This window comes from Allobosea sp. 2RAB26, from assembly GCF_052115465.1.
In the GTDB taxonomy this organism is placed as follows: domain Bacteria; phylum Pseudomonadota; class Alphaproteobacteria; order Rhizobiales; family Beijerinckiaceae; genus Allobosea.
Genome location: NZ_JBFRGS010000007.1, coordinates 128,276 through 140,483, shown reverse-complemented (window position 1 = coordinate 140,483; position 12,208 = coordinate 128,276). Strand labels below are relative to the sequence as shown.

Here is a 12,208-nt window from a genome sequence, read left to right as displayed (position 1 = left end):
CGCCGACTTCAGAGCCTGCCCCGAACGCTGCGGACGAAATCACCGACATAGCGATCGAGCGCAACCGTCTGCTCGCTGACCTGGCGCGCAGCCTCCACCACCTGAATGGCGCTCTCGCCGGTCATCCGGGCCTCGCCGCCGACGCTGCCGACACTCTCACTGACCGCATTGGTGCTGCCGGCGACAAGCACCGCGTCCGAGGCGATGCCGGAGACGATCCCGGCCTGCCGGCCGACGAGCTCGGCAATGGCGCTGGAGGTCTGCTCGATCACGCTCATCGTGCCTTCGATCCGCGCGATCGCGTCTGAAGCGGTGGAGGCGGCAGAGCGGATATCCTGAAGCGTATCGGCAATGTCGCGCGTCGCCTTCTGCGTCTGTTCCGCCAGGTTCTTCACCTCCCCGGCAACGACGGCAAACCCGCGCCCTGCCGCCCCGGCACGCGCCGCCTCGATCGTGGCATTGAGCGCGAGCAGATTGGTCCGGGAGGCGATGTCCTCGATGAAGGCGAGCACGGAGCTGACCTTGTCGGCAGCCTCGGTGAGACCGGAAACATCGCGGCGCGTGGAGCGGACATAGCTTGCCGCCTCGCGTGCGGTGTCGTCGGCGTGCAAGGTCTGGCGGGTCAACTCGCGGATCGAGGCATCGATCTCCTCGGCGGCGACCGCGACGCTGCCGACGCGCTGGGAGGCGTTCTCGGCCTGGCGCGTCACATCGACGGCGCGCAGTGCCGTGCTATTGGCATTCTCGGCCATCTGGCTCGCAGCCTGGTGCATGTCGCGCACCGAAGCGCCAACCTGCCGCAAAGCCTGCCCCACGGTGACCTCGAGGTCACCGGCAAGTTCGGTCAAGGCTGCCTTGCGCTGTTCCTCCAGGGTCTGCTGGCGCGCTTCCAGGGTCTTCTCGTCGGTGATATCGAGCAGGATGCCGTCCCAGACCACAGAGCCATCCGCCATCTTGCGCCGCGTCGATTCGCTGCGCAGCCAGACGATCGATCCGCCAGCGCCGCGGTAGCGCGCCTCAAAACGCCAGAGCGTGGCGGCCCCCTCCGGAGCCGCCCGCAGCTGCTCGAAGCGCTCCCGGTCCTCGGGCAGCATCCTGCCGAGCCAGATCTCCGGGTCGCGCTCGACCTCTTCCCTGGCAATGCCAAGCGACTTGTCTATGGAGAAGGAGGCGAACCGATAGCTCGTCCCACCCGCGGGATGAAGGATGCGTTGATAGAGCGTGCCCGGCGCCCGCTGGATCAATGTCCGTAGCCTGTAGGAATTCTCGCGCCGCTCACGATCATTATTGATGACGAGGCCAACGAGCATCGTGCCCGCAGCACTGACGGCAATCATGGCCGGCACGGCCTCGCGGAGAAACCGCTCGGCGACAACCCAGCTCGGTATGAAGATCACCGAGGCGAGCAGGCAACCGGCCCCGACCAGGCTCAGCGCCGCAAGATCGCGGAACGCCAGCGGTCGCCTGCACCGGCTCAGCCAGGCGGCGTAGGCGACACCGGCAAGGGCGTGCAGCACGATTCCCGCAACCCCGGTCGGCATACCGGCCCCGCCATTGGCGTAACGCATGGCGGCAAGCGAAACAGCAGTGACAGCGGCGGCCAGGGGCCCTCCAACCGGCCCGGCCAGAATGGCGAAGACATTGCGGGAATCAATGGCGATGCCGGGCTGGAGCACAAAGGGATGCGCCATGCTGAGTAGGCCGCCGATCGAAAACAGGACTCCGACACAGCATTGGCGCAGCCAGGGCCGTCCCTCGATCAACGGGGCCGCAATGGTCAGGATCAACGCCGCAAGCAGCAGGAACGAAAGGCTTTCGACGAGACTGATCAGAAGCAGCATGAACGGGCCTTGGGCCGGAATGATGAAATGACCGTGCTTTCAATTGTTGAAAGTCTCGCTAACGGATGGCGGCGCGCGTGGTTTTTGATAGCGTCCGCCAGCCATGCGCCGCGACATTCCAGAATCCCCGAGCCTTACCGAAGCAGCGAGTTCAGTCCCGAAAGCTGCGGCCGCGGTCGACGCCGGCCGCGTCACGCCGATGATGGCGCAATATGTCGAGATCAAAGCGGCCAATCCCGATTGCCTGCTGTTCTACCGGATGGGCGATTTCTACGAGCTGTTCTTCCGGGACGCCGAGATCGCCTCGCGCACGCTCGGCATCGTGCTGACCAAGCGCGGCAAGCATCTCGGTGAGGACATCCCGATGTGCGGTGTGCCGGTCGACCGCGCCGATGACTATCTCCAGCGCCTGATCGCCGCCGGACACCGTGTCGCCGTCTGCGAGCAGACCGAAGACCCCGCTGAAGCCAAGAAGCGCGGCGGCAAATCCGTGGTCCAGCGTGACGTCGTGCGACTGGTGACGCCCGGCACCATCACCGAAGAGCGATTGCTGGAACCCGGCCGCGCCAGCCTTCTGGTCGCGGTTGCACGCCGCAAGCTCAGCGATTCGAGCGCGCTCTACGGCCTCGCGTCGGTCGACATCTCGACAGGACGTTTCTCGGTCATGGAGGCCCCGCCGGAGCGGCTCGCCGTCGAGTTCGCCCGGCTTGAGCCGCGCGAGATCGTTTGCCCGGAGGCGATCCACGACGACCCCGAGCTGAAGGAATTCTGGCGCGAACTCACAGTGCCGGTGACCCCACTGGCTCGCGAGGGCCTCGATGCGGCTTCGGCCGAGCGCCGACTCAAGGAGTTCTTCGGCGTAGCCACTCTGGATGCCTTCGGCGCCTTCAGCCGCGCCGAGATTGCAGCCGCAGGCGCAGCGCTAGCCTATGTCGAGCGGACCCAGTTCGGCGCGCGCCCACCCCTGTCGCCACCCGTACGCGATTCCGGCAGCGCGACCATGCTGATCGACGCTGCGACACGCGCCAATCTCGAGCTGACGCGCACGCTTTCGGGCGAGCGAACCGGCAGCCTTCTCTCCAGCATCGACCGGACGGTGACCCCCGGCGGAGCGCGGCTGCTGGCGGAGCGGCTTGCCGGGCCGTTGACCGAGCCGGCGGCGATCGCCATGCGGCACGACGCCGTCGAGGCGCTGCTGAACGATGCGCCCCTGCGCGAGACCCTGCGCGGAGAGCTCGACCACGTGCCGGATATCGCCCGCGCCCTCGCCCGGCTCTCGCTCGATCGCGGCGGTCCGCGCGACCTGGCGGCGCTGGGCGCAGGCCTGAGTGCGGCACGGGCGATCGCGCAGTCGCTCGCCGACCAAGACACTCTGCCGGAAGCCCTGACCCAGGCCGCCCGAACGCTGGCCGCAACCGACCCGGCCCTGCCCGCCCGGTTGACCGAGGCGCTGGCCGACGATCTTCCGCTCAACCGCCGCGACGGACGCTTCGTGCGCGACGGCTATGACCCGGCCCTCGACGAACTCAGGCTGCTCCAGGTCGATTCGCGAAAGGTCATTGCCCAGCTCCAGGCGCGCTATGCGGCCGAAACCGGCTGCCGCACCCTGCGGATCAAGCATAATTCGATGCTCGGCTATTTCGTCGAGGTGCCGCAGGCCGCCGGCGAGGACTTCCTGAGGGAGCCCTGGCGCGCCACCTTCGTCCACCGTCAGACCATGTCGGACGCGATGCGCTTCTCCTCGGTCGAGCTCGGCGAGCTCGAATCGAAGATCGCCTCCGCCGCCGACCGCGCACTGAAGCTCGAACTCTCGGTCTTCGCCTCGCTCAATGCCGCCGTTCTCGACGAAGCCGAGCCTGTGAAGGCGGCAGCGCTCGCGCTCGCCGAGATCGATGTTGCCGCGGCCCTTGCGGCACTCGCGGCCAACGAAAACTGGACGAGGCCCCTCGTCGATGACGGCGCCGATTTCACCATCAAGGGGGGGCGCCACCCGGTTGTCGAAGCCGCACTGAAGCGCGACGGAAAACCCTTCGTCGCCAATGACAGCGAGCTCTCGGCTCTTGGCGGAGCCGACACCGGCGGACGCATCTGCCTCATCACCGGCCCGAACATGGCGGGTAAATCGACTTTCCTGCGGCAAAACGCACTGATCGCCGTGCTGGCGCAGATGGGCTCCTATGTGCCCGCCGCCAGCGCCCATATCGGCATTGTCGACCGGCTGTTCTCACGCGTCGGCGCCGCCGACGATCTCGCCAGGGGGCGCTCGACCTTCATGGTCGAAATGGTCGAGACCGCCGCGATCCTGAATCAGGCCGGGCCGCGCGCGCTCGTCATTCTCGACGAGATCGGCCGCGGCACGGCGACCTTCGACGGCCTGTCGATCGCCTGGGCCGCCATCGAGAACCTGCACGAGATCAATCGCTGCCGGTCGTTGTTCGCGACTCATTATCACGAGCTGACAGCGCTTGGAGACCGGCTGGCCCGCGTCACCAATGCCACTGTGCGCGTGACAGAGTGGAATGGCGAGGTCGTCTTTCTGCACGAGGTCGTGCCCGGTGCCGCCGACCGCTCCTATGGCATCCAGGTCGCCAAGCTTGCCGGCCTGCCGCCGGCCGTGGTCGAGCGGGCCCGCGCCATTCTCGGAGAGCTGGAGAAGACGGAGCGCGAGAAGCCTGTCGCCTCGCTGGTCGATGATCTGCCGCTCTTTGCGGCTCCAGCCCGGCGACCTGCACCAGTTGCGGCGGCCGAACCTGGCCCGGACGTATTGCGCGAAGCGCTCGCCGCGCTCGATCTCGACGAGATGACGCCACGCGCTGCGCTTGACGCACTCTATCGGCTGAAAGCGCTGGATTAAAGCATCAGCCCGAAAAGTGGATTGCGATTTTCGGTAAAACCGATGCGAACACAAAGACTTAGATCATCGGACCGGATACGATTGCGGTCCGATGATCTAAGCGCCAGCAATCCGCCGGATGCTGGTGATGGCGCCGAAGCTTTTGTCCAGGATCCGGTCGCGAGCGGTGCGCAACGGCTCGCGATGGACCGTCATCGTATAGCCATTGGCGTGCAGCAGCGTCTCGGCATCGGTCATGATGCCGACATGCCCCTTCCAGAAAACGAGGTCGCCGCGCTTCAGGCCGAGGAGACTCTCGTCGAAGGCGATTGGCTCGCCTATCGCCGCTTCCAGCATGTCGGAATCACGCGGCGAAGCGATCCTGGCCGCGGCCAGAGCCAACTGAGTGAGGCCGGAGCAATCGAGACCGAGGCTTGTCTTGCCGCCCCAGAGATAGGGGACATGCTCGAAGCGCTCGGCAACGGCGACGAAATCGGTCTCGCCCTCGCTGAGTTCCGCGAGATGCGTGCGCCAGACATGGCCACCATCCGCGAGTACGAAAAAATTGCCGCTCTCGCCGGCAACGGCCAGGCCGGCGCCGAGCGAGAGCGCGGCAAGCGGCGGCAATTTGATCGAGGCTCCGGGATAGACGAAGGTCCGCAATGCACGAACGCAGTGCGTCGGCGCGGGCACATCGGCGCGCAGCGCATCGTCCGGCAAATAGCCGACATAGCCGTCGGCGCCGAGCTGGCCCCAGGCCCAGCCCTCATGCTGCTCGTAAACCAGCACGACCTCGCCCGCGAGTGCCTCGGTATCGAGCGGGGCATCGGGGCGCGGCTCGCGCCGAACCGGTGCGGAAGGGGCAACGACGCGCATGGTGACGGGATCGGCGAAGGCGCGCGCCTCGACCTGGCCGATCAGATGCCGGGCGGCGAGGTCGGGACGGGCTGGGGTCAGGCGGCGGTCGAGAATCGTGTTCATGCGGGCACCATAGCCGGCGCCTGTCATTGCGCGAAGACGCCTTTGCTCAACCCGGCCCGAGATCACGCGCCCGTTGCACCACCAGGTCGGCAAGCCGTTCGACAGCGAGGGCCCCGGCCACGGTCCGCTGGATCACGACATTGCGCCGGTCGAACTCGTCGCGCCTGCGCGTGACGAGGCCGAGCTTGCCCATCGTGTCGAGCGCGCGGGTAATCACGGGCTTGGTGACGCCGAGCTGCTGAGCAAGGCCGCGCACGGTATGCGGTGGCAACTCGAGATAGATCGTCAGCAGGATCGCGGTCTGGCGGGCCGAGAGGTCCGCCTGACCGTCATGCACCAGATCGAGATGCACCTGCCGCCAGAGCCTGAGCGCCTGCGAAGGCCTGATCTCCAACGCCATGACTGATACGAACCCCGATCGTTACGGGTCCGTATCATTATCGCGCCAAGCCGCAGCTGCAATCGCTCTCGTCGAACAGACTTAACCGCCGACTATCGATGGCATGCCGCGCGGAGATCGCCGGGCTTCATCCCTGGACCTTCGGATAGAGCTGCTTGACCAATGCATAGGTCAAACGCGCGGCCTGGCATTCGCCGCCCTCGGGGCGGCCGGGCTTCGACGATGGGTTCCAGGCATAGATATCGAAATGCGCGTAGGACTGTGTCTTCTCGACGAAACGATTGAGGAAGAGCGCAGCCGTGACGGAGCCGGCAAACGAGCCCCCGGAGACGTGGTTGACGTCGGCGATCTTGGAGTCGAGCAGCCCGTCATAGGGCGGCCAGAGCGGCATGCGCCAGACCGGGTCGTTTACCGCCTGCCCCAGCCGGGAGATTTCGACCGCAAGCCCCTCGTCATGGGTGTAGAAGGGTGGCAGCTCGGGACCGAGCGCAACGCGGGCGGCACCGGTCAGCGTCGCATAGTCGATCAGCAGCTCCGGGGCTTCCTCATCCGCCAAGGCCAACGCATCGGCCAGGATGAGCCGGCCTTCGGCGTCGGTATTGCCGATTTCGACCGTCAGCCCCTTGCGGCTCCGGAGCACATCGCCCGGGCGGAACGATGTACCGGAAACGGCATTCTCGACGGCGGGCACAAGGAGGCGCAGCCGTACCGGAAGCTTCGCCTGCATGATCATCCGCGCAGCGGCAGCCGCGGCCGCGGCACCGCCCATGTCCTTCTTCATCAGCAGCATGCCGGCATCTGTCTTGAGGTTGAGCCCGCCCGTATCGAACGCCACCCCCTTGCCGACGAGCGTCACCTTGGGATCGGCCGGATTGCCCCAGACAAGGTCGATCAGGCGCGGAGCGCGCGGCGACGCCCGGCCCACGGCATGGATCATCGGGAAGTTGTGCTCGAGCAGATCGTCCCCGACCTGGCTGGCGACGCTCGCACCAAAATCCTGCCCGAGCTGACGGATCGCGGCCTCGATCTCGGCGGGCCCCATGTCGCTTGCCGGCGTATTGATGAGATCGCGGGCAAAGGCGACCGCCTCGGCGAGCGCGCTCAGCTCCACACCATCCACGCCCTCGGGCAATACCAACCGAGCGCGGACCGGCTGCGGCTTGCGGTAGCGCTCGAAACGATAGGACTGAAGCAGCCAACCCAGCGCCGCAAGGCCGAAATCATCGATCTCGCCCTCCAGACGATAATCGCCCTCCGGCAGTACCGCGGCGAGCCGGCCGGGAGCAAATGGATCGCGTCGGCGCGCCGATGCCCCCTCGACACCAAGGAGCACCGCGCTGACAGCGCCCAGCCCATCCGGCAGCACGACATGCTGCCCGGGACGCGCGGCGAAGCCATGGGCCTTCGCAAAGCGCGCGGCCTCGGGCGCGAGGCGCTCGATGAGTGCCGGCCAGCCCGCCTTCGAGACGAGATGAACCGGGACGGCGGATGGCGCAGAGGCAAGGAGCAGGCTGTGCACGGCTGAAGGAACCTGTTCGAAGGAGTGAGCGGCGAGGCCAGTTAAGGAAGCATTAGGGTTAACGTTTTACCACCAGAACGACCAGTTCTCTCTCGTGGCAAGGCACTCTGGCCCATGTCCCGCTGCTTCTCCGCAGTTTTGTATCCTTCGTCTGCGGCCTCCCGCGTCCGGGTGTTGGCAGCCGTCTGCCTCGCCTCGCTCGCCCTGGCCGGCTGCCAAAGCCGCGGCGGGATCGGCGACATCACCGGCTCCATCGGGCGATCCGCCCCGACCCAGCCACGCGGACCCGCCGAATGGCGCACTGAGGCCGACCAATGGGGCAAGCGCTACGACGCGAACCAGAAGGACCGGAACTCCGCCTTCTACTATGCCCGCGCGCTGCGGGCGCTCGACCAGAATGCCCAGGCTCTCGCCGTTCTGCAGAACGCTGTCCTCATACACAACGACGATCGCGAGATGCTCGGTGCCTATGGCCGTTCGCTGGCCGATAACGGCCGCTACAAGGAAGCAGACGAGGTGCTCTCGCGCGCCCATTCGCCGGAGCGTCCGGACTGGCGCATCCTGTCGGCGCAGGGCACCGTCGCCGACCAGCTTGGCGAACATGCCCGCGCCCAGCAGATCTATGAGACCGCCCTCAAGCTCGCTCCCGGCGAGCCCACGGTGATGTCCAATCTCGGCCTGTCGCTCGCGCTGTCAAAGCGCCTGCCCGAGGCCGAGCGCGTGCTGCGCGAGGCGTCGAACTCCAACCTGGCCGACGCGCGAATACGGCAGAATCTCGTGCTGGTGCTCGGCCTGCAGGGCAGGTTTGGCGAAGCGGAAACGCTGGCACAGCAGGACCAGAGCCCGGCCGAAGCAGCCGCAACCATCGCCTATCTCAAGCGCAGCGTCAGCCAGCCCAATAGCTGGAACATGCTCAAGGGCGGCAGCAAGGCAAAGACCGCGGCATCTGCGCAGCCTGAGCAAGCGGATCGGTCCATCCCACAGGGTTAGGCAGGCCGGTCACCACGGCGAGGCCTTCAACCCACGAGCATATGAGCCGTCGGGAGGGATCTGCTGCATTCGCTGCGCGCCCCTTTGCCCTTGCTCAGCGCCAATATGCGCGTGGCGGCTCGCCGGTCGAGCCCACGAGGTTACTTCAGCTTCATCACCTGGATGATTGCCGGCGTCATGATGACGACGAAGAGCACCGGCAGAAAGAACAGGATCATCGGTACCGTCAGCTTTGGTGGCAAGGCGGCAGCCTTCTTCTCAGCCGCCATCATGCGCTGGTCGCGACTTTCCTGCGCCAGCGTACGCAGCGCGGTGCCCAGCGGCGTGCCATAGCGCTCTGCCTGAACCAGTGCCGTCGAAACTGACTTGACACCCTCGAGCCCGGTGCGGACCGCAAGGTTCTCGTACGCCTGGCGACGCTCAGCCAGGTAGGACAGCTCGGCCGTGCACAGCGCAAACTCCTCGGCCAGGGGTACCGACTGGCCACCTATCTCGGTCGAGACCTTGCGGAAGGCATGTTCGATCGACATGCCCGCCTCGACACAGATCAGCAGCAGGTCGAGTGCATCGGGAAAGGCCTGCTGCATCGAAGCCTGGCGCTTCGAGATCTGGTTCGAGAGAAAGATCTCCGGCGCCTTGATGCCGAGATAGGCACCGCCAATCGCGATGCCTATCCGGATCGGAAGCGGCTGACCAAAATCATTGATGAAGAAGACGTAGAAGAGCGCGAACAGAAAGAGGCAGATCGGCGTTACCAACCGGAAGAACAGGAAAGCGATCTCGGCCTGCGGCCCGCGATAACCCGCCATCGCGAGCTGCTTCTTCGCCGTTTCGGTCCCGAGCCAGTCGCCCAGCTTGAACTGATCGACGATGCGCCGCATGAACGCCTTTGGTTCCTGCCGCAGCGAGACCTTGTCCTTCTGCCGGTTCAGGCGGTCCCGTTCACGCGCCCGGATTTTGTCGCGCTCGATCGCCACATTTTTCATGCGCTTGTTGAGATCGTTGCCCTCGACCAGCGGCATCGCAAGAGTCAGCACCGTCGCGGCTGCGGCAACGGCGGCGAGCAGTGCGACCAGGAACTGGCTGTCAGCGAGCTTATCTGCGATGAGGGCGATCATTTGTGCAGCCTCAGATGCTGAAATTGATCATCTTGCGCATTGTCATGATGCCAATCAGCATCCAGACGCCACTCGCTACGAGCGCAACCTTGCCCATCTGAGTAAGCCAAAGCAGTTCGATATATCGCGGGCTGGTCAGATAGACGAGGATCGCAACGACCGGCGGCAAAGATCCAATGATCGCAGCCGAGGCCTTCGCTTCCATCGAAACCGCCTGGATCTTGTCGCGCATCTTCCGGCGCTCGCGAATGACCTTCGACAGATTGCCAAGGGTCTCCGCGAGATTGCCGCCGGTCTTCTGCTGGATCGCCAGCACGATTCCGAAGAAATTAGCCTCGGCACAGGGCATACGCTCATAGAGCTTGGCTGCGGCCTCGGTCAGCGGCAGCCCCAGCCCCTGGCTTTCGATAATCAGACGAAACTCCGACCGGACCGGTTCGACGGCTTCGGCGGCGATGATCCGCAGGCAGTCATTGAGCGGCAAGCCGGACTTGATACCGCGCACGATGACGTCGATTGCATTCGGAAATTCGTTACCGAACTTCTTGAGGCGCTTCGATCGGGTCCGCGACAGGAACCAGCGCGGCAGGCCGAAGCCGCCAATGAACAGCCCCACCAGCAGGAGCAGTGAATTGGCTGTCGCAAGGAAGAACAGAATGCCGGTTACCGCCGCCGATATCGCGCTGATGACGTAGAACTTGCGACGATTCCAGTTCAGCCCAGCCTGCAGCAACAGGACCTCAAGCGTGAGCTTGTTGCGGGCGTTCTCGCGGCTTTCGATATCCTTGAGGCTCTGGGCGATCTGGCCGCGCTTCTGCCGCGCCTGGACCTCACGATCGACCGTCCTTGCGGCGACCGGCCCTGTAAACTCCTTGCGACGCTTCTCCGCCCGGTTCTGGCCGCTCAACAGCGGATAAAACAGCGCGTAGACCACGCCCCCCGCCGCGAGGGTCGCAAGTACGACAACCGCGATGACACTCAGGTCCATGGCTCAGTTCCGTCCATCGCCGCGGTCAAGCAGCATTGGCTTCATCCTGGACCGCGAGTTGGTCAATCGCCGTGGCAAGCCGCTGCTCTTCGCCGAAATAGCGGGCCCGCTCCCAGAAGCGCGGGCGGCCGATGCCCGTCGAGCGGTGCCGCCCGATCAGCTTGCCTGCGGCATCCTCGCCGAGAACCTCATAATTCATCAGGTCCTGGGTGATGATGACGTCGCCCTCCATCCCCATCACCTCGGTGATATGGGTGATCCGGCGCGAGCCGTCGCGCATGCGTTGCGCCTGGATGACGACATCGACGGAGGAACAGATCATCTCCCGCAATGTCTTCGAAGGCAGGCTGAACCCGCCCATGGTGATCATGGATTCGATACGGCTCAAGCATTCGCGCGGCGTATTGGCGTGCAGCGTCCCCATTGAACCGTCATGGCCCGTGTTCATCGCCTGCAACAGGTCGAAGGCTTCCGGGCCACGCACCTCGCCGACGATGATTCGCTCAGGCCGCATGCGCAGGCAGTTCTTGACGAGATCGCGCATGGTGACCGCGCCTGTCCCCTCCAGATTGGGTGGGCGCGTCTCGAGCCGCACGACATGCGGCTGCTGGAGCTGCAATTCGGCAGCGTCCTCGCAGGTGATGACCCTCTCATCCAGGTCGATATAATTGGTCAGGCAGTTCAGCAGCGTCGTCTTGCCTGAGCCCGTACCACCGGAAATCACGATGTTGCAGCGCACCTTGCCGATGATCTTGAGGATTTCCGCACCAGGCGGAGAGATCGCGCCAAAGCGGACAAGCTGATCCAGCGTCAGCTTGTCCTTCTTGAATTTGCGGATGGTGAGGGCCGGTCCGTCGATCGCCAGCGGCGGCGCGATGACATTGACACGCGAACCGTCGGCAAGGCGAGCGTCGCAGATCGGCGAGGATTCGTCGACGCGCCGGCCCACCTGGCTGACGATGCGCTGGCAGATGTTCATCAGCTGCGCGTTGTCGCGAAAGCGAACATTGGTCAGCTGGATCTTGCCACCGGTCTCGATGAAGGTGCGTGAGGCACCGTTGACCATGATGTCTGCGATGTCGTCCCGCGCCAGTAGCGGCTCCAGGGGACCGTAGCCGAGCACGTCGTTGCAGATGTCGTCGAGCAGTTCCTCCTGCTCGGCGATCGAGAGCACGACGTTCTTGAGCGAGATGATCTCGTTGATGATGTCACGGATTTCCTCCCGCGCCGATTCACCGTCGAGCTTCGCGAGCTGAGAGAGGTCGATCGCCTCGATCAGCGCCCCGAAGATCATGCTCTTCATCTGGTAATAGTCATCGGACTTCGGTGTCTCGACCGGAGCCACGGGAGCTGCCGGCACCTGACGGCGCATGTCGGTCGGAGGCACAGTCAACTCAGGCAGGCGCGCAGCCGCAGCCGGGCCGGCGGGCCTTGGGTTCAGAGCTGGTGCCGTCGCAGCGTTCGTGGATCGCTTTCCGAACATGTCATCCCCCTTTCGCGCCGGGAAACGGCCAGCCGGCCGGTCGGAGCGAGCAGGC

Annotated in this window: 9 protein-coding genes; 2 read left to right on the top strand and 7 right to left on the bottom strand. The window is 65.2% G+C overall.

All coding sequences use genetic code 11. From position 1 onward, the window contains the following. Positions 1-8: 8 nt before the first annotated feature. Positions 9-1,841, bottom strand: coding sequence for a methyl-accepting chemotaxis protein (locus tag AB4118_RS15855; protein ID WP_441490628.1), 1,833 nt, complete (start codon positions 1,839-1,841; stop codon positions 9-11). 103 nt (positions 1,842-1,944) lie between these two features. On the opposite strand from AB4118_RS15855, the gene mutS reads away from it, so the two are divergent. Further along, a complete protein-coding gene (gene mutS, locus AB4118_RS15850; protein ID WP_441490627.1) occupies positions 1,945-4,695 on the top strand; it encodes a DNA mismatch repair protein MutS in 2,751 nt (916 codons plus the stop codon). A 96-nt stretch (positions 4,696-4,791) separates the two neighbouring features. Here mutS and AB4118_RS15845 read toward each other — a convergent pair whose 3' ends face one another. From AB4118_RS15845 to AB4118_RS15835, 3 genes are all read right to left on the bottom strand, one after another. Next, positions 4,792-5,655, bottom strand: coding sequence for a C40 family peptidase (locus AB4118_RS15845; RefSeq protein ID WP_441490626.1), 864 nt, complete (start codon positions 5,653-5,655; stop codon positions 4,792-4,794). A gap of 46 nt (positions 5,656-5,701) precedes the next feature. Further along, the gene (locus AB4118_RS15840; RefSeq protein ID WP_069878324.1) at positions 5,702-6,055 is read right to left on the bottom strand and encodes a MarR family transcriptional regulator; all 354 of its coding nucleotides are present in this window, start codon (positions 6,053-6,055) and stop codon (positions 5,702-5,704) included. A 127-nt stretch (positions 6,056-6,182) separates the two neighbouring features. Then, positions 6,183-7,574, bottom strand: a complete 1,392-nt coding sequence (locus AB4118_RS15835) for a leucyl aminopeptidase family protein (RefSeq protein ID WP_441490625.1) — start codon at positions 7,572-7,574, stop codon at positions 6,183-6,185. A gap of 171 nt (positions 7,575-7,745) precedes the next feature. Here AB4118_RS15835 and AB4118_RS15830 point away from each other — a divergent pair, with 171 nt between their 5' ends. Beyond that, positions 7,746-8,564 (top strand): tetratricopeptide repeat protein, encoded by an 819-nt coding sequence (locus AB4118_RS15830; protein ID WP_441490624.1) that lies wholly within the window; start codon positions 7,746-7,748, stop codon positions 8,562-8,564. Positions 8,565-8,704: 140 nt separating this feature from the next. Here the strand turns inward: AB4118_RS15830 and AB4118_RS15825 are convergent, their stop codons facing one another. From AB4118_RS15825 to AB4118_RS15815, 3 genes are read right to left on the bottom strand one after another with little or no spacing between them, the layout of a single operon-like run. Further along, the gene (locus tag AB4118_RS15825; protein WP_441490623.1) at positions 8,705-9,682 is read right to left on the bottom strand and encodes a type II secretion system F family protein; all 978 of its coding nucleotides are present in this window, start codon (positions 9,680-9,682) and stop codon (positions 8,705-8,707) included. Positions 9,683-9,692: 10 nt separating this feature from the next. Beyond that, entirely contained in the window at positions 9,693-10,670 is a 978-nt protein-coding gene (locus tag AB4118_RS15820; protein ID WP_441490622.1) for a type II secretion system F family protein, read from the bottom strand. A gap of 25 nt (positions 10,671-10,695) precedes the next feature. Continuing rightward, a complete protein-coding gene (locus AB4118_RS15815; RefSeq protein WP_441490621.1) occupies positions 10,696-12,153 on the bottom strand; it encodes a CpaF family protein in 1,458 nt (485 codons plus the stop codon). Positions 12,154-12,208: the final 55 nt, after the last annotated feature.